Raw genomic sequence first — 22,445 nt, 5'->3', positions numbered from 1 at the left:
TTGATGAACGTAAAATTGGAACTAAGAAATCAATATAGTGATTTTAGTAAAACAAATAAAAGGATAGCTGATTTTATACTACAGCAACCTGAACAATTTTTAAAAATGACTGCAATTGATGTTGCACTGGAAAGTCAAACCTCTTCTGCTTCTATAATAAGATTTGTTAAATCTTTAGGATTTTCAGGACTAGAGGATTTTAAGATTGCATTAGCTCGTTCTACTACACAAAGTGAAACAAGTGATAATATTGATCCAATCATATCAAAAGATGATAATGTAGAGGTTCTTTGTGAGAAAATGAATTCATTAGTTAGTAGTGCAAATGAAGATTTTTACTATCAATTAGATTATCAGGCATTAGAGGAATCAATAAAGATTATTCAAAAAGCACGAAAGATTTATCTGTTGGGAATTGGAGCCTCTTCACTTCCGGCATATGATCTTTTTCATAAGTTGAATCGTGCAAATATTGATACATTCTTTAACTTTGATGCCCATATGACAGTTGAATTTTTTAACTACTTAACTAATGAAGATGTAGTAATAGCATTTTCATATAGTGGTAGAACAACTGAGGTAATATATCCAGTTGAAGTAGCAAAACAGAAAGGGGCGTCCATTATTTCAGTTACTCGAAATAAGGAATCAAAACTAAGTCGTCTTTCTACAATTGCTTTACATGTTCCTAATAATGAACATTTAACTCGAGTTGGAGCAATTGCTTCTAAATATACAAGTATGCTAGTAGCAGATTTATTGTATTTAGGTGCAATTCAAAGTAATCTTGATGTCATTGAAAAAGAACTCTTGAAGACAAGCAAATTAACAAGAGCTTTAAAGACGAAAGATAATGGTGATTAAAAAGATGATAAATATTCATGGTTTAACAACAGAAACAAACAATGAAAATACAAAAAATATAGATCAATTGAGTGCAGAAGAAATTGTACAATTGATCAATGAAGAAGATGCAAAAGTCGCAGCTGCTGTAGGGGCAGAAAAATTATCGATTGCTAAGGCAATTGATGGTGTTGCTGAACGCTTTGCAAAAGGTGGAAGAATCATTTATATTGGAGCCGGTTCTTCTGGACGAATGGGAACATTAGATGCTGTGGAGCTTACACCTACTTATAGTGTATCTCCAACAAGAGCATTTGGTATATTAGCAGGCGGTGATAAAGCAATGTATTCCGCAATCGAGGGAGCAGAAGATTCTTGTGAATTTGGGATTCAAGATTTGAAAGATGTAAACTTGAGTTGTGATGATGTTGTAATTGGAATTGCTGCAAGTGGACGTACGCCTTATACAATTAGTGCGTTAGAATATGGAAATGAGATTGGTGCATTAACGATTGCTGTTACTAGTAATAAAGACAGTGAAATGGCAAAAATTGCGCAAATATCAATTGCGCCAGTTGTTGGTCCTGAAGTTATTATGGGATCAACAAGAATGAAAGCAGGAACTGCACAAAAAATGGTAGTAAATATGATTTCTACAGGTGCAATGATTAAGGTTGGAAAAGTTTATCAAAATTATATGGTACATGTTCAACCTACAAATGAAAAATTAATGATTCGAGCAACTGGTATTATTTCAGATATTACTGGAGCAAGTGACACAGAAGCAGAAGAACTGTTAAAGAAATCAGGTAATAATGTTGCTGTTGCAATTGTAATGTATGAAGGGAATACAACAAGAGAGTCTGCTGAACAGGCTCTGGATAAAACAAATGAAAAAGTTCGTGCCGCAATTGAATTAATTAAAAGTAATGAACAGTAATAAAGATAAAATTTCGAAAAACATAAATGAATATATAACTGAAAAAATGATTGCTGGGGCTTCATATAGTTTTATAGAAAAAGATACTATGGAGTTTCATTATTGTGGAGTACAAGGAAAAGTTGAGCCTTTTGTGAATATTCCTCTTGATGAATCAATGATATATGACCTGGCATCATTAACAAAAGTACTGGGGACAACAACAAGGATATTACAGCTTGTTGAACAACAACGATTGATGTTGTCAACAAAGGTTATAGATATTCTTCCAGACTTTACTTTTTCGAATATTCAAATTCAGCATCTTCTATTACACACAAGTGGATTAGATGCTGATTTTCAGAATAAAGAAAATATCACAAAGCAGAATGTTCTTCAAAGAATCAATAAGACTTCACTTTGTCATAAAGATGAAACGCTCTATTCAGATCTAGGCTTTATTTTACTTGGAATGATAATTGAAACAATTGATCATATGAGTCTTGAAGAGAGTTTTCAAATACATATTTTTAAAAAAATAAAAATGAATCAGACTTCTTATAAAACAACAATGAATAAAATTAAGTATGTACCTACTGAAATTCAAGAAGGAAGAGGGTGCATACAAGGGATTGTGAATGATTCTAAAGCATATCAAATGGGAATGATCGGAAGTGCAGGACTTTTCTCAACACTCAAAGACCTTTCTTTGTTTGTGAGGAGTATGTTGTTTGATGAAGCAATAATAAGCAATCAAACAAAAAAACTATTGCTGGACACTACAGTGAATCAAAGAACATTTGGATGGGAGAAACCCTTTGAAACCTCAGTTTTGTATCATACAGGTTTTACTGGGACTTCTATATGTTTAGATTTCATAAATAACAAAGGATTTGTATTACTGACAAATCGAAATTTTCCAAAAAGGAAAAATGAGTTTTTAGTAGCGAGAAAGAAGTTGGTTCAATTGTTTTTAGATAAGGAACCTATATGAAACCAAAATTAATATTAATGAGTCATGGAAAAATGGCTTATGAAACATTGCAGTCAGCGCAAATGATTACTGGCGAATTAAATGATATTTATGTAGTATCAATGGATGCAGAAGATGGGTTGGATGGAACCAGAGCGAAGTATAACAAAGTTCTAGAAGAACTAGGTGATACTCCTGCTGTTGTTGCTGTTGACTTATTTGGAGGTACACCATTCAATGTCGCAAGTATGACGAGCTTGAATGATGCTACCAAGAAAATCATTACAGGATTAAATTTAGCAATGGTTATTGAATATTCTGTATCGACAATTGAAGATGTATCAGCACTGGCAAATCAACTTTTAGATACTGGAAGAATGGCAGTGCAAACAGTTGGTGATGACGACGATGACTGCGAAATAGACGAATAATAATACTTAACTAAGATCATTTAAACGGTTGTTTAAGTGATTTTTTTCTATTTGAAAAATGATTACAATAATGTAATTAAATTACATTTAAATATAATTATAAATAATGTTGTAATATAATTACTTAAATGATAATATGATGTTGTAAAGATAAGTTACGTTACAGGGATAAGTAGTAACTTTATTTTTTCGCATACGATGAAAGCGCTTTCTACACACAAAAAATAAGGAGAGAGTAATGAAACGGATTAATAAACTAGTAAAACTATTACTGGTGTTTATGATCACTTTAGTTATGATTCCTGCTGGACAGACTTATGCTGAAGAAATAGAAACACCAAATGAAATAACTACGCTCAATGTTGGAACTTATAATATTGCAGCTAAGAATTTTGGAAACAATCCTAACAATCCATTGTTTGACTCTATGAGTCAACAATTTAAAGATTATAATCTTGATGTAATTGGATTACAGGAAGTAGATATGTTTAATTCAAGAAATAACTATGATATGATGGCTCAATTTCAAAATGAGACATATCCATATGTACATTTTGCAAAAGGTCGTGAATATGCTGGAGGGGAATTTGGTACAGGGATTGTATCTAAAAGTGAATTTCTTGAAGCAAGCAGTTCACCTATTACAAATGAAGGAATTGATATCACAAAAACGTGTGAGCGAACTGTGATTGAAAAAGATGGTAAAAAAATTGCAATCTATAATATTCACTTTAGTTGGGAAACAATTGAACTCAGAAATAAACAAATGCGTCAGGTATTGAATCGAATGAATGAGGACCCTATTGAGTATAAAATTCTTATGGGAGACTTTAATGCTGATCAGAATTTATATGAGTATTCAATGTTTCTAGGAGATTATAAGGTTATCAATGGTTATAATGGACAATGGTTTGATACATTTAATGCAAATGATGATCCAAGTATGAAAGTTATGACAATTGATAATATTATTGTTTCAAAGAATATTAATTTCAAAAATCAAGGAATGGTAGAGAACAATCTTTCAGATCATAATATGTTTTATGTTGAATTGGAATTAATTGGTGGCGACTATCCAGTGAATGAAAATATAGCATTGGGACAATTGATGGAAGCGTCATCAACTAATAATATAGAAACAGATAAAGAATTCTCTGCACTTGCCACAGTAGATAATGATATTCATACTAGTTGGCAATCGGCTGCTGGAGAATTACAGACAATAACGATGAAGTTTGTAAAACCATATGATTTGAATGAACTTAAGATTAATTGGGGATCTAATAGAGCTAAAAAATATGATGTAGAGATATCTTATGATGGTATCAATTTTGTACGTGCATATTCCCACGATGATGATAATGTAGTGGCTGTAGATACAGTTCCATTATCTAATGAAAGAGTAAAAGCAGTTCGGATTTCAATGAGTGAATTAATTAGCTCGGCGGATAATGCAAAAGGTTATGAAATCTTTGAAATTGAAGCAAAAGGATTGGTTAATGATAGAGTAGAAGTTGGGACAAGTGTTAATATTTTACCAAATGGAAATTTTGAAAATACAGAACCATCGCCTGAAATACCAAATGGCCCATCTGGGACATGGTGGAATACAGATCTTTGGGTTAACGATGTGAAATCTACATCGTGGGATTTTCAATTATATCCTGCGAGTGAAGGAAAACAATATTACCAAGCAGAGGTTATAAGTGAAGATGTGAAAGAAGGTACAAATGCAGTTAAGGTAGTGAAGAGTGGTGGATCAGGTAGTTCGCAGGCATTCTTTAAACAAATGCGTTTGCCTATAGAACCAAGTAAAACATATAATGTTTCTTTCTGGGTGAGGACAACAGACTTAACTGATGCAAAATTTGCATTATCAATTTCGCAAAGAAATAGTAGTGGTACAGAAATTACTTCTGCGGGGAAAACTGTAAATGGTTTGGTGAATGACGAATGGACTTACATTACTACATCTTTTACAACAACAGCAAATACAGCACAATATGATTTAGTGTTTAAGATATTAGGTGGAGCAAATGGAACTTTTTACTTAGATGATGTTCAAGTGAAGGAAGATGTACCTACAGGTATTCCTGCAATGGACTACATTTCATTATCTGCATCTACTAATGAATTGGATGTTGCAGATACAATTCAAGTTACACCAACTGTTCATCCTAATGAAGCACTTATGCCAACTCTTACCTGGACATCGACAGATCCATCAGTTGTTTCTGTTGATGCAAATGGAGTAGTTAGCGCAGTTGGTTCCGGAACTGCAATGATTCAGGCAACATCTGGTGATTTGATTACTGCGTTGCGTTTTAAGGTGGCTGGTGGAGAAGTAGAACCATCAACTAACTTGGTAAGTAATTGGAGTTTTGAAGAATCAGAAATAGCACCAGACACCCCAAATGGACCATCAGGGACATGGTGGAATACAGATCTTTGGACAGATGATAAAAAAGCAGTATCATGGGATTTTCAGCGTTGGAATATAAATCAACCAAATGAAAATTTTAATGCTACTTTGGATACAACTGAAAAAACTAAAGGCAATCAGTCAGCTAAAATAACAGTGAAAAAATCTAATAGTACGACACAAGCCTTTTTAAAACAAAATGAAATTGCTATCGATCCAAATACCTATTATGATTTTAACTTTGCATCTAAATTAGATGGAATTACAGGTTCTCAAGTAGTTGCTAGAATCGAAGAGTATACGTCCAGTGGTTCAAAAATTACAACAACAGATTTTACTTTTGGTAAAGGTACAAGTGATTGGACACAACAAGAAAACTATTTTAAAACAAGAAGTAATACAGCAAAAATAAACTTAATTTTTGTAGTACCTTCATCAACAACAGGATCAATGTGGATTGATGATATTTATCTGGGAGTAAAAGATATTAGTTTAAAAGACTTAACGTTAGATGAGAATAAAATAGTGTTAAGTAATGGAGATTCTAAGACTTTAACAGCATTATTATCTCCAGATTATACAGATGAAACAGAAATAGAATGGAAAAGCTCAAATCCAAGTATTGCAACAGTAAACTCTACAGGATTGGTAGAATCGCTTGCAGTAGGAGAAACAACGATTACGGTTCGTTCTAAAATACATCCAGAATTAGAGGCTAGTTGTCTAGTGAAAGTTGTGGATGGAGATATCGTTGTTGACGAACTGGAAATTGTTGGAGGTGATTTGACACTGGAGAGTGATAAGAGTCGTTTCATGGATTACATAGCATTACCTAAAACTGCTGTCAATTTAGACTTGGAAGTAATTTGGTCATCAAGTGATGAGAATGTAATTACAGTTGATAACAAGCGTGGTCTTGTAGAGGCAGTCGGTAGTGGTGAGGCAACATTGTCATTATCCTCGCTGGAAAATCCATCTATTACAACTTCTATTAAAGTTACAGTTATGGATGATACTAGTGATGCTGATTATAATCTGATGAAGGAGCGCTGGTTATTACGTATTGTTGGAGATGATAATTTAAACTTAGAAAACGAATATATATCTGATTATGTTGATAATTTATCTGAAGAAGCTGAAGCATTATGGAATACAATGGATAAATCAGAAAATAGAACTTATCTTTGGCCATTAAAAGATGGTGATACATCTTCAGCAGATATAACAACTCAATTTACAAACATAAATAAATTAGCATTAGCATTTGGAACAAAAGGATCATCTCTAGAAGGAAATAGAGAATTATATTTTGATATTCTTGATGCTATAGAATTTATGAGAACAACTAAAAAGTATAATGGTACAACTGGGACAAGCAACTGGTGGGATTGCCAGATTGGTGCTGCGCAACAGTTTACTGATACATTGATGGTTTTATCAGAATATATGACATATGATGAAATTAAAGTATATGCTGATTGTATTGGAGGCTATGCAAGTGATCCATCAAAACAATGGCCTAGTGCAACAGCTACAGGCGCAAATCGTACCGATATTGGTATTTCAGTTTTAGGAACAGGAATTCTTTTAGAAGATTCTTCAAGAATGAATTTGGTTGTTGAAAAGATACCTCAAGTATTTAAATTGGTTACAACAGGCGATGGAATGTATTTAGATGGTTCATTAGTTCAACATACAATCTATGCTTATTCAGGTAGTTATGGTAATGAACTAATGAAAGGGGTTGGTAGAATTCTTTCTACAACAGAGGGAACGAAGTGGGAAATTACAGATCCTGCAATTGAGAATGTATACAAAACAGTAAAAGAAGGATATATTCCGTTAGTTCATGATGGACGTATGATGTCGATGATGAGTGGAAGAAGTATTTCAAGAGCTCCAGGAACAAATAAGTTCTCGACTGAATATTCAGCAGGACAGGAAACAATTTCTAATATTATGGTAATTTCGAATTTTGCACCTGAAGAATATAGATCCGAATTCAATAAAAATGTTAAGTATTGGATTGAATCCAGTGAAGACACTTATAATTTCTTTGCTAATGCACGTGACATTGAAGCACTACAAAATGCAGATAAAATTATGAATGATTCTACAATTGAATCAGAATATACATTTGAAGGCGTTAAAATATTTTCAATGGATCGAGTAATCCAAGCAACAAAGAATTATTCAGTAGGAATTAGCATGTATTCGTCACGGAGTGGTAATTATGAGTTGCAGACACAAGGTAGTGGAGTTAATACAAAATATGAAAATATTCGAGGATGGCATCAGGCAGATGGAGCCTTATATTTATATAATGAAGATTGCAATTCATATAGTGATGGGTATTGGGCAACAGTAGATTCATATCGATTACCTGGAACAACAGTTGATACAAAAGAATTATCTTTAGGTGCTGGAAAAGGGACTAAATCAAAACAATCATGGGTTGGAGGAGCAACTGATGGTGAGTTTGGAGCTGCAGGGATGTATTTAGATAAAACAAATGTATCAATGGATTTAACAGCAAAGAAATCTTGGTTTTTATTTGGTGATAAAGTTGTAGCAGTAGGTAGTGACATTAATGGGACTACAGATGCATCAATTGAAACAATTGTAGAAAACAGACTGTTGGATGGCGGAATAAAAAAATTTGTAAGTAATCCACTATCAATTAATGGAACCCTTGATAATGGTAGTGAAAAAACACAAACATTATCTGATAATTCATATGTTCATTTAAAAGGTAGTAAAGAAGGAACTGATCTTGGTTATTACTTTCCTGATGGTGGTGAAGTTACGACAATGAAGGAAACTAGAACAGATAGTCATTTCTCAATTAACACATTGTTTGTGAATGGTGAAACATATGAACATGAATATTTTAAAATGATGATTCAACATGGTTCATCTGTGAGTGATGGTACATATAGTTATGTATTATTACCTGGGAAAACAGAAGAAGAGACTAGGGAGTATGCAAAAAATAATGCATTAGAAATTCTTGAAAATAATGATGATGTTCATGCAGTTCAAGATACTGAAGAACAAATATTTGCTATGAATGTCTGGAACAACACAGGATATTCTTTGAATGGTTATACAGTTGATAAGCAATCTTCATTAATTGTAAAACAAGTTGGTGATGAAATAACTATTACGATAGCAGATCCAACAAGAAAACAAGGAAAGATTATTGTTTCTATGGATGAAGCATATTTAAGCGTGGTATCTTGCGATTCAAGAATTACACCATTAGAAGATGGAAAGAGTTTTGAGTTTACATCAGTGAATAACGATGGTGGAGCATCTTCATCGGTTACAATAAAAGTAGAGGTTGCGTTGGATTTCAGTAAATTGGAGACGGTGATTGATGATGCAAAATCAATTGTGGAAAGTGAGTACACTCCAAAAACATATGCAGATCTAGTGACCCAATTAGAACTGGCAGAAACAGTGCTAGCAACGGCTACAACACAAGATGAAATTGACAATGCAATAGTAGCTTTAAATACTGCAATAACTGGTCTTGTAAAAGTTGCAGATACTTCTTCGTTAGTTGAATTAATTGAAAAATGTGAGAAGTTAAATGAAAGTAACTATACAGAAGATAGCTGGTTGTCATTTATGGAGATATTAGCAGAGTCAAAAGCAGTTGTTCAAGATAAAAATATCTCACAATCAGATATAGATGCAAAAGTGATTGAATTAACATCTGCAAAAGATTCACTTGAAGAAGTCTCGGTGGAAGTAGTTGATACTAGCAAATTAGTAGAAGAACTGGCAGAAGTAGATAAGTTAAATGAAAATGATTATACCGCAGAAAGTTGGCAAGTGTATGCAAATGCACGAAAGATTGCTAAAGAAGTATTAGCAGACACAAACGCTACACAAAAGGAAGTTGATGACATAGTGATTCAATTAACAGAAGCGAGAGAGTCCCTAATAAAAAGAAATTCAAATATAGAGCTAGATAAATCTCTACTGGAAGAATTGATTGAGAAAGGTAATCAATTAAAGAAAGATAGCTATACAGATGAAAGCTGGGAAATATTTATTGAGGCGATGAACGCTGCAACGGATGTATTAAATAATGCATCGGTTACTCAAGAAGAGATAGATCAAGCCAAAGTAGATTTACAGAATGCAATAGATGGACTAAAAACTAAATCAAAATCTAAGCCATCTACAGAATCCGATTCTGGAAAAACAAATGGTACAAATATATCAAATGGAACGAATACAGGAGATACTACATCTCAATCTTTGATGATGGTATTACTGATGTTTGGAATTTTAGGGATATCATATTCTGTATATAATCGTAAAAAAATAAAATAACTAAAGGAGGTTGAATAATCATGGATTGTTCAACTTCTTTCTCTTTTTGTATACTTTTTCCTTTATTTAAGGTACAATTGTAACATTGCGACAATTGCAAAGAAAGAACAATAGATGAACAAATTTAATGAATTAATAAAGAATACAAAATTACTTCGAGCAATCGAAGATATTGGATATGATAAACCAACTGAAATACAAGAGCGAGCAATTCCTTTTGTGTTGGAAGGTAGAGACTTAATTGCAAAATCAAATACTGGTACAGGTAAGACAGCTTCATTTGGACTTCCGTTATTAGAGAAGATTTGTGAAGGAGAAATCAATCAAGTATTGATTGTCTGTCCAACAAGAGAACTTGTAATGCAAGTGGAAGATGAAATCCGTAAATATACAAAGTATACGGAGTTTATTAAGATTACAAGTGTATTTGGTGGAACCCCGATTGATCGTCAGATTCGTGCGATTAAAAAAGGTGTGAAGATTATTGTTGGAACACCAGGAAGAATCTTGGATCATGTTAAAAGAAAAACAATCAAATTAAAAGATTATGATTGTGTAGTACTGGATGAAGCAGATGAAATGTTGAATATGGGATTTCGTGATGATATCGAATTAATCTTAAGTAAGATTGAAAAGGAACATCAGACAATCTTGTTTAGTGCAACAATGCCAAAACCAATTCGTGATATTGCGAAAACATATTTAAAGAATCAGGTAGAGATTGAAGTAAAAGCACAATATAAAACAGTGGAAACGATTGATCAAGTATATTATGAAATCAAACGTCAAGGTAAAAAGGCAGAAGCTGTTCAGCAGTTGTTGACTTACTATTCACCAAATCTAAGTATTATCTTCTGTAATATGAAATCAAGTGTTGATGATTTAGTAGATGACTTAAATAAAGCTGGAATCAAGGCAATGGGACTTCATGGTGATATTAAGCAAGATAAACGTACAAAGATTATGGCAAACTTTAAGAAATCTAAGAAAGCCATTCTTGTGGCTAGTGATGTAGCTGCCAGAGGAATTGATGTGAATAATATCGATTTAGTGTTGAACTATGATTTACCACAAGACAATGAAGTTTATGTACACCGTATTGGTCGTACAGGACGTGCTGGTAAGAATGGATTAGCAATTACCCTTGTACAAGGTAGAAAACAAAATGACCGTCTAAGAAGTGTTATGAAGTTTACAAAAGCAAATATTGTAAAGAAGGAATTACCTACATTAAAGGATATTCAATTGAAACAACAATCACAAATGATGGATCAGTTGACTTCGCTAATGGATAATCAGGGAATTATTCCTGAACATCAGAAACTGATGGATGATTTATTAGCTCAAGGATATAGTTATGAAACAATGGTAAGTTCTTTACTTACAATGGTGCAGGGTGGAGAAGTAATTCCAGCTACACCAATGAAGAAAAAAAGAAAAGTAAAAGATGGAGTAGAACTTAAATTTACAATTGGTTCGGAAAAGAAAATATCTCCAGCTGATATTGAACATGCAATTCTTGCAGACTGTAAAGTAAAACAAAATCAAATTGGAATGATTGATATTCGTAAACGTTACAGTATTGTAATTGTGGAAAAGGATATCGCTAAAAAGATTATTAATGAAATGGGAAAAACTAAAATTAATAATCATGTATTTGATGTTCGATTATATAAAAAAGAAAAGAAAAACGATTTGTATAACTAAAAAATAAGCACTTGTCATAGGTTGACAGGTGCTTTTAGTTTGCAATGATAGTAGGATCTATAATGTATTTGGTAGCTGCACAGATAATGGTGTAAATAATTAATACAGCAATTATTATTTTAAAATTCTTTCTGGCTCTTATATGACGATACAGATTATCTAGACGAGGCATTAAAAACTCTATTGCAACAATCGATAATGCTCCCCAGGCAATTGAAGACCTTAAACAGATTCTTCCTTGGAAGTTAAGGAACTCCTGTTTATAATCCCAGTAACTGTGATGTAGTACCATTGTACAGAAATAGCTGGATCCTAATTCGAATAAAGTCATTAGGATGGCACCATATACAAATATTTTTGCTTTATGATCTTTTAGATGGCGAAATAACAAAATCATAATAACTCCACCAAATCCATACATTTCAATGATAGGTAATCCCCAGACAAGAGGGATAGAATCTAGTATAGGAATGTTTGCGAAGAACCCGATATAATCTTTTAATGGTCCCATAACAAAGAGATATCCACGGTCTGTTAATTCTCCCAAAGTTATCCAAACGGCAAGGGTTTCAAAAATCCAGCCAATAAAACCACACACTAAGAAGTATGCAAATATTTTATAGATATCAATTTTTTTGAACTTCTCTTCTGCTTCTTCCTTAAGTTCTTCAATAATAGTTGTTTCCAAATCTATTCCCCCTATCCATACACGTTATATTTATAATACTATATTAACGATATAGGACCAACTGAAACAAATAAGGTAATTAGGATTGAAAGTAACAGTTTTGTTTTCTATAATAAAGCAAGAGGTAAATGAATGATATTAAGTGTATCCCAAAGAACAGATATAGTCGCATTTTATATTGAATGGTTCATGAAACGCTATCGTGAAGGTTTTTGGGATGTTCGTAATCCTTATTATCCACAACAAATTAGTAGGATTGAACGATCTAATGTTGATATGATTTACTTTTGTACAAAGAATCCAATTCCAATTCTTCCATATCTGGATGAGATAGAAGAGCCAGTTATTTTCAATGTGACGTTAACTGCTTATGGAAAAGAGATAGAACCTGGGGTAATTGATAAAAGCAAGATTATTGATGCAATCAAAGAATTATCAGATAGAGTTGGAAAAGAATATGTCTATGTACGATATGATCCAATTTTCTTAAGTGATAAGTATACAATTGATTATCACATTCGAGTGTTTAAAAGAATGTGTGAGTTACTGGATGGTTATATCAGTTATATCATTGTATCTTTCTTAGATGATTATAAAAATGTTAGAAATAATAAACAGGTTTTAAATGCAAGAGAATTTACAGATAATGATTATGAACAGATAGGTAAAAACTTCTCTTTGATAGCGAAAGAACATAATATGAATGTGCAGACTTGTTGTGAAGAGCGAAGACTGTTGGAGTATGGATTTATCAAACAGGATTGTATGAGTAATGAGCTTGCTTATAAAATGACAGGGAAAACTTATAAGAAGTGGACGGCAAGACAATCACAGAACTGTAGTTGTGTTGGGTTTGCTGATATAGGAGTATACAATTCATGTCCGCATTTTTGTAAGTATTGTTATGCAAATTATGATGAAAAGAAAGTAAATAGTAATATAAAGAATCACGATGATACATCAACCCTTTTAGTAGGAAAGTTGGATGATGGTGAAGAAGTAAAGATACGAAAATAGAGTTCCTTCATAAAAGATGAAGAAACTCTATTTTTGTCTTTATACTGATTTCTTGTTGAAGAAAATAACAGAAGAAAGAATATTTAAAGTAGTTAATATAATAATGATTATAATTGAATATAGAAAACTATTGATAGTGAGTGCATTCGTTAGCAAACTAGAAGAAGATAGTAAATAAGTTGGAAGGTACTCACTTAGTTGTGGGAGCATTCCAAGAATATAACTAATGATCACGATAACTCCTGTAGAAACTAATACAGCATAACTATTTTTTAGGAACGTAGATGCCAGTATAATAAGTGAGCAAATCCAAATTCCAAATAAATAGATACAAAAAGCGGAGAAAAATAAATGTGATGCGATGTTATTTGACCAAAAATAAGAGTTATAGAAATAAGTAATAAAGTAACATAACCAGAAACAGTAGGACCACATAACAACCATCGTTATAAGTTTAGAGACAATTACCTTCCATCGTTTCAATCCTTTGGTTAAAACAATCGTTAGTGTGCCTTTCAGGTATTCGGTAGTTAATATGCCACTGAAGATTACAATGAAGATAATTAATTCAATTGGAATATTTTTATAGAATTGCGTCCATGAAGTCATTGCATCAACACTGACTTCCCCAACACTCATACCTGCTTCTGATAACTGTTCAGACATCAGTTGCATTAACCACGGTGTTAATTTGGCAAACAGTGGATTCATAATTCCAAATAAAACAGAAAGTAGTGTCAGAATTGTAAGCTTCCCGCTGCGTATAATTTCCAAAAATTCTTTCTGTAGGTATCCAGTAAACTGTTTCATTTCTTCACCACCTCCATAAATAAATTTTCTAAGGTAGGTTCTTTCTTTTCGATTTTTATGATATCGATAGAATTATCTGCGATATAATTAATTGCATTTTTCATATCAGTATCACTTCCTTGTGGATATAGTAGAAGTTTTGAGTGTATTTGCTCAAACTCAGGAAAATGATTCGCAAAAGTAGTACAGTCAGAATCTTGCTTAAACTCAATTTCAAAACCAGATGAACGATACAATTCTTTTACTTCTTCAAGTGAACCTTGAAGTGCAATTTTCCCATTGTGTAATAGAGCAACATCATCACAAACTCTTTCGATATCCGAAAGAACATGAGTGGAAAAAATAATTGTAGTATGTTGCTTTACCGAAACTAGAATGTCTAAAATGTCTTTTCTTCCAGAAGGGTCAAGTGCTGAGGTTGGTTCATCGCAAATGAGTAATTTAGGGCTGTTTAATAATGCTTGTGCAATCCCTAAACGTTGCTTCATTCCTCGAGAAAAGGTTTTAATTCGCTTTTTCGAATTTTCTAAACCAACTAAAGCCAACAACTCTGTTGATCTGGTAGTTATTTCATGCTTATTCATTCCTGTAATCATTCCACATAAACGAAGATACTCCATTGGTGTCATATAATCATAGAATTCAGGCACATCAGGAAGATAACCAATATACTGATTTGTTTTATTTTGACCAAACGATACTGTTTCTCCATTTACTTTTATTTCACCTGTATCAATTGATAGTAATCCAAGAATCATTTTCATGGTTGTTGTTTTTCCTGCACCATTTTCACCAATAAAGCCAAAGATAGAATGTTCTGGAACCGAAAAACTCAAATCATTAATAACACTCTGATTTCCAAATTTCTTTGATACATGGGAAAGGGTTAAGATATCCATTTGTTTAGTCCTCTCTTCCAAAAACAAAATATAAGATAGGACCAATGAATTGAACTCCTACAATTGAGATAATAATCCATAGAACGCGATTTCCTCGTTTATAGTGATTGTGAGTTAAGATATGTCTTAATGTGATAATTAGTAAAATTGCTTCTACAATAATTAATGGTATTAAGAACGGAAGTATGTCATGTAATGTCATAGTTAATCTCCTTTAAACTATAGTGACGAATCAATATTTTGACTCTCTATAAATTGTAAGATTCCATGCATAAATTAACAATGGAGTAGGTCTCTACTTTATGGAGTGAAATCAACCATTAGTATACTAAAAAAGACACATTGTGCCTTTTAGTAATCGCTTGGATTTTGTTGTTGTTTAAAGAACTCAATAATATGATTTCTGAATAAAACTAATGCCTTTCTTTGATACTTGTTTTCATTCCATGAAAGATAGAAATATCGAATACAGGTAGGTTCATCAATTTTAAGTAGCTTGATTTTATCATCATCAATGTCTCTCCATGATATCTCAGGAACTAATGATACGCCAAGTCCCAGTTTTACCAAATCACGAACAATGGATGGACTATCACTTTCTAAAGCGATGTTTGGATTGAAACCAACCCGATTACAATATTCAGAAGTTAATTGTCCTAAACTCTTACTTCTGGAAAGACTGATGAAGTCTGCATCCTTCAACATCTTTAATGAAACATGTTTTTGATTTGCCAGCGGATGGTCCATAGGAAGTGCTAATAGTAGATTTTCCTTTAATAACATAACACTATTTTCATAATCGACTGGTAGAGAACTTGCAAACAACTGAATATCTCCACCTTCTTCCTGAATCACGGATACTTTAATATCTGGATACTTGGTATGAAAAGTTGATAGAATTTCTGGTAAAAGTTTGGTAGCTATTTGCATTGAAAGGGTAATTTCGTTTTCTATTTTTTCATTATGCTCATTAATTTCCAATACAATATTCTCCAACTCATTTAAAATTTTATTTGTATACTTTAATAATATTTTACCATTCTCGTTTAAAATGATTCCTTTACCAATACGATCAAACAAAGGAACACCAAGTTCATTTTCTAATTCTTTAATTGTTTTACTTAACGCAGGTTGAGCAACATGTAAGTCTTTTGCAGCGTTTGTAATGTGTTCGTATTCTGCAATTGTCTTAAATAGTTTCAGTTGACTAATTTTCATTATTTGCCCCATTTCTATATATGATGATACTATAATCCTATTATATAGTTAAAATACGAAAAAGAAAATATATTCATATCAAAAAAGTTATGAATATATAAAAATTTATGTATTAGACGGAATGGTTAGGTAAACGTATAATGAAACTATACAAGGGGGATGAAATAATGTTGATGGATGGAATAAAGATTATTCAAAGTAAAAATGTATGGATTGATGAATCTTTTCAAGAAGCACAGCTGGAAATTAAGGGAAATAAAATTATTAAAATACATCCCTATGGAATGATTCGACCTACGGCAGATTATGGGGAGAATTACATACTACCAGGATTTATTGATATTCACGATCATGGATGTTTAGGAGGAGATGCCAATCATGCGGATTTTGAATTTTTAAGTAAGTGGGCGAATTATTTACCACAAGAAGGAATTACTAGATTTTTACCAACAACTTCAACAGCATTCTTTGATGCACTTGAGGAATCTTATAGAATGTTAGGGGCGTTCATTGATAGTAAATATGATGGAGCGAAAATATTAGGAATGCATTTAGAAGGACCAATGATTTCAGAGAAGTATCGTGGTTCTCATAATCCCAAATTATTATTAAAGCCAAATGTAGAGACATTTAAGAAATGGCAAGAGATGAGCAATAATCATATTAAGATGATTACAATCGCTCCAGAGAATGATGAAAATTATGAAATGACAAAGTACTGTACTGAGCATGGAGTAGTTGTTGCAATTGGGCATTCAGCAGCAACTTATCAACAAGCAAAAGAAGCAGTAGAAGCAGGAGCGAAGAGTTTCGTTCATACCTTTAATGGAATGAGTGGATTGCATCATCGTGAACCTGGAGTAGTTGGAGCAGCAATGGATATTGAAGATGCATATGCTGAAGTGATTGCAGATGGTGTGCATGTTGATTTTAATGCAGTAAGAATTTTAGGAAAAGCCAAAGGAAAAGATCACCTGATTGCAGTAACCGATTCTATCTGGGCAAAAGGATGTGAACCTGGTATTTATCCAAAACCAGATAAAGGGGTGAACATTGTAATTGATGAGCATAATGTTGTGAGACTGGAAACAGGTAGTCTTGCTGGAAGTACCAATCGATTAAATGTTATGGTACGTAATTTGATTGATGAAGCAAAACTTCCTTTAGAAATGGCAATCAATGCAGTCACTTGTAATCCTGCTCACTTATTGGGAATTGGAAACCAATATGGATATATCAAAGAAAAATATATTGCGGATTTTACTGTAGTAAATAAGCAATTTGATGTGTTAGAAACAATTGTAGACGGAATTGTGGTTTACTCTAAATAAATATCTTTTTATAGCTAGCTATTAAATAAAAGGAGAATGAAGGAGGTAGTGATAGGACTTAGAATATTTGCATGCAGATAAATTATTTGGAAGGAGAAAAAAGAAATGACACCAAATATACTTATGACAAGAATTGATAACCGCTTGGTTCATGGACAGGTAGGAGTTACTTGGGCAAATACATTGGCTGCTAATCTAGTAATCGTAGCGAATGATGATGTTGCCACTGATGATGTACAGCAACAATTAATGAAGATGGTATTACCAGATACAATTGGTATTCGTTTCTTCACAATTGAAAGAACAAGTCAGATCATTGATAAGGCTGCACCTCATCAAAAGATTTTCATTGTGGTGAAAACACCACAGGATGTATTAAGACTCTTAGAAAATGGAGTACAGCTGGAACAGGTTAATATTGGAAACATGCACTACAAAGAGGGGAAGAAACAAGTTGCGCCTACAGTTAGTGTGGATGATGCCGATATTGAAGTGTTTAAGAAAATTAAAGAATTTAATGTAGATTTATTTGTACAGGGAATACCTGGAGAAAAGAAACAAGATATTTTTAACTTAATTTAATTTCCATAAGGAGGAAAATGTATGTTAATAAATGCATTATTAATCGGTTTATGGGCAGGATTTGCAGGAGTTGAGAAACTAATATTTCAATTCCACTTTCATAGACCGATTGTTACAGGATTAGTAGTAGGGTTAATTTTAGGGGATGTTACCACTGGTTTGATTACTGGTGCTACATTAGAATTAGTTTGGGCAGGTGCAGTAGCGCTTGCTGGTGCACAACCACCAAACGTTGTTATTGGTGGAATTATTGGGGTTGCTCTGGCAATTATCACAAAGTCAGATCCACAGGTTTCTGTAGGATTGGCAGTGCCATTTGCAGTTGCATTGCAAGCAATTATTACGCTTTTATATACAGCAATGTCTCCAATTATGCATCGCTTTGATGAATATGCAAATAAAGCAGATACAAAAGGAATTGAAAGATTAAACTTTTTATTACCAGTATTATTATTTGTATTATACTTTGTTATTGCATTCAGTTGTATTTACTTTGGTTCAGAACAAGCAGCAGAAGTAGTATCTTCTTTACCACAATGGGTAATCAATGGACTTAGTACTGCAGGAGGGATGATGCCAGCAGTAGGATTTGCAATGTTATTAAAGATTATGTGGAAGACATCTTATATTCCATTCTTTATTGTGGGATTTGTATTGGCTGCATATTTAGAACTTGATACATTGGCAATTGCAGCACTTGCAATCGCAATCGCTGCATATGACTATGGTATTTCTAATAATGGTGATAAGGCGAAGCCAGCACCAGTTGTAGAGGAGGACTTCTCAAATGGAATCTAATATTAAACAAGATTTTGGTTCTATGACATATCAGGATAAGACACCAAATAAAGTAACAAAAAAAGAAATTAATAAAATGATTTGGCGTAGTAATTTACTGCAGGGGTCATTCAACTATGAACGTATGCAAGGTGGAGGATGGACGTATTCTCTAATTCCTGGATTAAAGAAAATTCACCAGAATGATCAAGACCTTGCAATCGCATTATCCAACCATATGCAATTCTTTAATACAAGTCCGCAATTGGTAACACTTGTACAGGGAATTATTATCGCAATGGAAGAAGGAAAAGAAGATCCAAGTGTAATTCAAGGAATTAAGGTCGCGCTTATGGGTCCACTAGGTGGAATAGGAGATGCTTTATTCTTCTTAACTTTATTACCAATTGCAGCAGGTATTGGTTCATCATTAGCCTTAGAAGGAAATGTCATGGGACCATTTATTTTCTTACTTCTATACAACATTCCATATCTTGCAGCTAAGATTGGATTAATGAAACTAGGATATGATATGGGAGTAAAGGCAATTTCTTTACTTAGTGAGAGTACGAAGAAAGTATCAAGAGCTGCATCAATTGTAGGATTGGCAGTTGTTGGTGCACTAATTGCGAAGAGTGTAAGAATCAATGTTGCTTATATTATTCATGCTGGTGAAGTTGAACTTGATTTACAGACACAACTGTTTGATACCATCATGCCAAAACTATTACCACTTCTATATACATTAGGATGTTTCATGATTTTGCGTAAAGGAAAAAATCCAATTGTACTTATTATGCTTACAGTAGTATTTGCCCTAGCAGGTGCATTCTTTGGTATTTTCTAAAATTAATACACTAAGATTATGTATGGGAAGGGGTGATTACTATTGCGGAGATTTTTGAGATGTTAATGGTAGTGTCGTTTGGAATCTCTTGGCCAATTTCCATTTATAAATCATGGAAATCAAGAACAGCAAAGGGAAAAAGTATAATTTTTACCTTATTTATATGGGCAGGTTATATCTTTGGAACTACTGGAAAATTATTATCAGATGAACTTACTTATGTATTCGTATTTTATATTATAAATCTGCTTACAGTATCATTTGATATGATTCTGTATTTCAGAAATAGTAGACTAGATAAATTAAGAGAGAAACAGCAATGTAATTCGTAAATTACATTGTTTTTCTTTTAAATATAGAAAATTGGTATATAACCATTTCACACTATACCAATTTTGTTTTGCGTGATATAATGCACATGAAAGTAGTATTATCAAATGATAAACTGAGGTGACTTATGGAAAGTAAGAACAATGTTTTTGTATTAAAAGAGTTGGAACATTTTTCTTCGGTTACTGATGCGATTAAAGCACAAAAATTAAGTTATGAATATCGAGTGTTAGAGTGTGAAGTAATTGAAGCAAATAGAAGAATTAGCAAACAGTTGGATATAGCAATTGCCAGTAAAGTTTTTTGTCTACAAAAGATTCGTTATGTGGAAGGAAAACCACGGTCGATTGAAAAAACATATATAGACTATGCAATGGTAGAAGGAATTGAACATCACGATTTTGAGAATGAATCATTTTATGTCGTGTTAAGAGAACAATATGGATTGTCTACCAATAAAAGTGAAGAAGAGATTTTAATAGTTGATGCAACAGAGGAGGAAGCTGAATTATTAGAACTTGATGAAGATAATGAAGTGTTATTGATAAAGGGAAAGAGTTATATAGATTCCAAGGTGAGTCCACTTGAATACTTTGAACTTGTATCCTTACCAAGTTTTTATCGTTTTAGGAGTGTGACACCTTATGAATAGACCAGAAACATTGTATGAACAATTAGCGGATAATATAAAAACTAAGATTGCAAAGGGTGAAATGAAGGTTGGAGAGCGTCTGAAGTCAGAACGTGAAATGGCTGAACAATATGGAATCAGTAGAATGACGGTACGTAAGTCGTTGAAGCTGTTAGAGGAAGAAGGTGTGTTGTCGGCACAGCGAGGAAGAGGAACTTACATTATGAAAGTTCCAGAAGTTCAGCGGAAAGTTGAACTTGGAGATACTTCTTTAATTAGTTTGAGTATGCAGATTCGTCAAAAAGGTTTAAAGTCTTCCAGAGAGATTTTATCTTTTAAGAAAATTGATACTTCTGATCAGTTTAGAGATTTCTTTCCTGATAGTGATAAAGTTTATGAACTGATTCGTTTGTCTCTGATTAATGATGAGCCTTATGCAATTCAGAAAACATATATTCCCTGTAATCTGTTTAAAGATGCTGAACGATTCAATTTTGTTGATGAATCATTATATGATTATATGGAGGAACAGGGACATCGTCCTTATAAATTGGTATCTTATCTAAAGATTGAAAAAATACCAGAGGAATATGTATCGTTATTAAAATTACCAAAACAGAAAAATGTTTTTCTGTTTGATTACTTTGGGTTTGATGAAGATCATGTATTGACAGAATATACGATATCTTATCATCTTCCAGAGTATACATCATTCAAATATGTAACTAGAAAAGTCGATTGAAAAATCGATTTTTTTATTTTTTACTTGTAATTAGTTTTGATAAGTGGTATATATTGTGTATAAAGGTATACATAGTATACCAATTTAACCAAACAGGTGAAAGGAGGACTCGTCCCTGTTGGAAATACTTATTATAGGGAGGAAAAAAACTATGAGTATTTTACAAGCAGTATTAATTGGATGTGTTGCAGCGTTAACACAATTGGAAGGGGGATGGCTTGGTGAATGTAAACTTCGCGAGCCAGTTATCACAGGATTTTTGGTAGGTCTTATTTTAGGAGATGTTGAAAAAGGTTTAGTAATAGGTGCAACATTGCAGATGATGTGGATGGGTGCAACTGGTATTGGACCAACAGCTCAGTTAGATATTGGTACAGGTGGTACGATTGGAGCAGCAGTTGCAATCACAACTGGAACTGGTGCTGAATCAGCAATCGTATTTGCATTACCAGTAGCAGTTATTATGCAATTTTTAAATACTTTATTATTAACTGGATTTTCAGGGTTTATGCAAGTTGCGGAACGCAAAATTGATGAACTTAACTTTCGTTCAATTATCATGATTCACTACTTATGTGGATTCTTGACATTCTTGCTTTATTTCTCACTTACATTTATTGTTATGTATTTTGGAAACAATGCAATTGATTCAATCGTTAATGGATTACCAGATTGGGCAAACAATGGATTGAGTGCAGTAGCATCTATCTTACCAGCGATGGGATTTGCATTATTACTAAACATTATATTAGAGAAGGATTTAATACCTTTCTTGATTCTTGGGTTTGTAATTGCAGCTTATACTGATCTTACAATGATTGCAGTAGCAGCGATTGCTCTTGCAATTGCATGGATTATTTACTTGCTTCGTCGAAATGAAAATAAAACAGTTACAATCTCATCAGGTGTGGTTGATGAGTGGGAGGATTAG

20 protein-coding genes are annotated in these 22,445 nt (G+C 33.0%); 15 read left to right on the top strand and 5 right to left on the bottom strand.

Annotation, left to right across the window (positions count from 1 at the left end; translation table 11 throughout):
- Nucleotides 1–3 precede the first annotated feature (3 nt).
- From J2S15_RS04510 to J2S15_RS04485, 6 genes are all read left to right on the top strand, one after another.
- A complete protein-coding gene (locus tag J2S15_RS04510; RefSeq protein ID WP_307405852.1) occupies nt 4–864 on the top strand; it encodes a MurR/RpiR family transcriptional regulator in 861 nt (286 codons plus the stop codon).
- 4 nt (nt 865–868) lie between these two features.
- Nucleotides 869–1,783, top strand: coding sequence for an N-acetylmuramic acid 6-phosphate etherase (gene murQ, locus J2S15_RS04505; protein ID WP_307405850.1), 915 nt, complete (start codon nt 869–871; stop codon nt 1,781–1,783).
- Nucleotides 1,773–2,756, top strand: a complete 984-nt coding sequence (locus tag J2S15_RS04500; protein ID WP_307405848.1) for a serine hydrolase domain-containing protein — start codon at nt 1,773–1,775, stop codon at nt 2,754–2,756. The genes murQ and J2S15_RS04500 overlap by 11 nt, the downstream gene beginning before the upstream one ends.
- The gene (locus J2S15_RS04495; protein ID WP_307405845.1) at nt 2,753–3,166 is read left to right on the top strand and encodes a PTS sugar transporter subunit IIA; all 414 of its coding nucleotides are present in this window, start codon (nt 2,753–2,755) and stop codon (nt 3,164–3,166) included. Before J2S15_RS04500 ends, J2S15_RS04495 begins: the two co-directional genes overlap by 4 nt.
- Nucleotides 3,167–3,404: 238 nt before the next feature.
- Nucleotides 3,405–9,935 (top strand): polysaccharide lyase family 8 super-sandwich domain-containing protein, encoded by a 6,531-nt coding sequence (locus J2S15_RS04490; RefSeq protein ID WP_307405843.1) that lies wholly within the window; start codon nt 3,405–3,407, stop codon nt 9,933–9,935.
- Between the two features lie 114 nt (nt 9,936–10,049).
- Entirely contained in the window at nt 10,050–11,642 is a 1,593-nt protein-coding gene (locus J2S15_RS04485; RefSeq protein ID WP_307405842.1) for a DEAD/DEAH box helicase, read from the top strand.
- Between the two features lie 34 nt (nt 11,643–11,676).
- On the opposite strand, the gene J2S15_RS04480 is transcribed toward J2S15_RS04485, so the two are convergent.
- Complete coding sequence (locus J2S15_RS04480) at nt 11,677–12,330, bottom strand: putative ABC transporter permease (protein ID WP_307405839.1); 654 nt, start codon at nt 12,328–12,330, stop codon at nt 11,677–11,679.
- A 132-nt stretch (nt 12,331–12,462) separates the two neighbouring features.
- Here J2S15_RS04480 and J2S15_RS04475 point away from each other — a divergent pair, with 132 nt between their 5' ends.
- Nucleotides 12,463–13,347 (top strand): DUF1848 domain-containing protein, encoded by an 885-nt coding sequence (locus J2S15_RS04475; protein ID WP_307405837.1) that lies wholly within the window; start codon nt 12,463–12,465, stop codon nt 13,345–13,347.
- 39 nt (nt 13,348–13,386) lie between these two features.
- Here the strand turns inward: J2S15_RS04475 and J2S15_RS04470 are convergent, their stop codons facing one another.
- The 4 genes from J2S15_RS04470 to J2S15_RS04455 form a co-directional block, all read right to left on the bottom strand.
- Complete coding sequence (locus J2S15_RS04470; protein WP_307405835.1) at nt 13,387–14,157, bottom strand: ABC transporter permease subunit; 771 nt, start codon at nt 14,155–14,157, stop codon at nt 13,387–13,389.
- The gene (locus J2S15_RS04465) at nt 14,154–15,056 is read right to left on the bottom strand and encodes an ABC transporter ATP-binding protein (RefSeq protein ID WP_307405833.1); all 903 of its coding nucleotides are present in this window, start codon (nt 15,054–15,056) and stop codon (nt 14,154–14,156) included. Before J2S15_RS04465 ends, J2S15_RS04470 begins: the two co-directional genes overlap by 4 nt.
- Before the next feature lie 4 nt (nt 15,057–15,060).
- Nucleotides 15,061–15,258 (bottom strand): PLDc N-terminal domain-containing protein, encoded by a 198-nt coding sequence (locus tag J2S15_RS04460; protein WP_307405831.1) that lies wholly within the window; start codon nt 15,256–15,258, stop codon nt 15,061–15,063.
- 149 nt (nt 15,259–15,407) lie between these two features.
- Nucleotides 15,408–16,274: a LysR family transcriptional regulator gene (locus J2S15_RS04455; protein WP_307405830.1), complete on the bottom strand. Its 867-nt coding sequence runs from the start codon at nt 16,272–16,274 to the stop codon at nt 15,408–15,410.
- A 140-nt stretch (nt 16,275–16,414) separates the two neighbouring features.
- On the opposite strand from J2S15_RS04455, the gene nagA reads away from it, so the two are divergent.
- The 8 genes from nagA to J2S15_RS04415 all read left to right on the top strand — a co-directional run bounded on the left by nagA (nt 16,415) and on the right by J2S15_RS04415 (nt 22,445).
- Complete coding sequence (nagA, locus tag J2S15_RS04450) at nt 16,415–17,605, top strand: N-acetylglucosamine-6-phosphate deacetylase (RefSeq protein WP_307405829.1); 1,191 nt, start codon at nt 16,415–16,417, stop codon at nt 17,603–17,605.
- Between the two features lie 105 nt (nt 17,606–17,710).
- On the top strand, nt 17,711–18,187 hold the full coding sequence (gene agaB, locus J2S15_RS04445; RefSeq protein WP_307405828.1) for a PTS galactosamine transporter subunit IIB: 477 nt from the start codon (nt 17,711–17,713) through the stop codon (nt 18,185–18,187).
- Between the two features lie 21 nt (nt 18,188–18,208).
- A complete protein-coding gene (agaW, locus tag J2S15_RS04440) occupies nt 18,209–18,985 on the top strand; it encodes a PTS N-acetylgalactosamine transporter subunit IIC (RefSeq protein WP_307405827.1) in 777 nt (258 codons plus the stop codon).
- Entirely contained in the window at nt 18,975–19,811 is an 837-nt protein-coding gene (locus tag J2S15_RS04435) for a PTS system mannose/fructose/sorbose family transporter subunit IID (protein ID WP_307405825.1), read from the top strand. Before agaW ends, J2S15_RS04435 begins: the two co-directional genes overlap by 11 nt.
- A 59-nt stretch (nt 19,812–19,870) precedes the next feature.
- Nucleotides 19,871–20,143, top strand: a complete 273-nt coding sequence (locus J2S15_RS04430) for a hypothetical protein (RefSeq protein ID WP_307405824.1) — start codon at nt 19,871–19,873, stop codon at nt 20,141–20,143.
- A 125-nt stretch (nt 20,144–20,268) separates the two neighbouring features.
- Nucleotides 20,269–20,793, top strand: coding sequence for a GntR family transcriptional regulator (locus tag J2S15_RS04425; RefSeq protein WP_307405823.1), 525 nt, complete (start codon nt 20,269–20,271; stop codon nt 20,791–20,793).
- Nucleotides 20,786–21,514 (top strand): GntR family transcriptional regulator, encoded by a 729-nt coding sequence (locus J2S15_RS04420; protein WP_307405822.1) that lies wholly within the window; start codon nt 20,786–20,788, stop codon nt 21,512–21,514. The genes J2S15_RS04425 and J2S15_RS04420 overlap by 8 nt, the downstream gene beginning before the upstream one ends.
- A gap of 151 nt (nt 21,515–21,665) precedes the next feature.
- Nucleotides 21,666–22,445: a PTS mannose/fructose/sorbose/N-acetylgalactosamine transporter subunit IIC gene (locus J2S15_RS04415; RefSeq protein WP_307405821.1), complete on the top strand. Its 780-nt coding sequence runs from the start codon at nt 21,666–21,668 to the stop codon at nt 22,443–22,445.

Source organism: Breznakia pachnodae (assembly GCF_030814225.1).
Lineage (GTDB): Bacteria > Bacillota_I > Bacilli_A > Erysipelotrichales > Erysipelotrichaceae > Breznakia > Breznakia pachnodae.
This window is presented reverse-complemented; position numbering and strand designations above follow the sequence as displayed.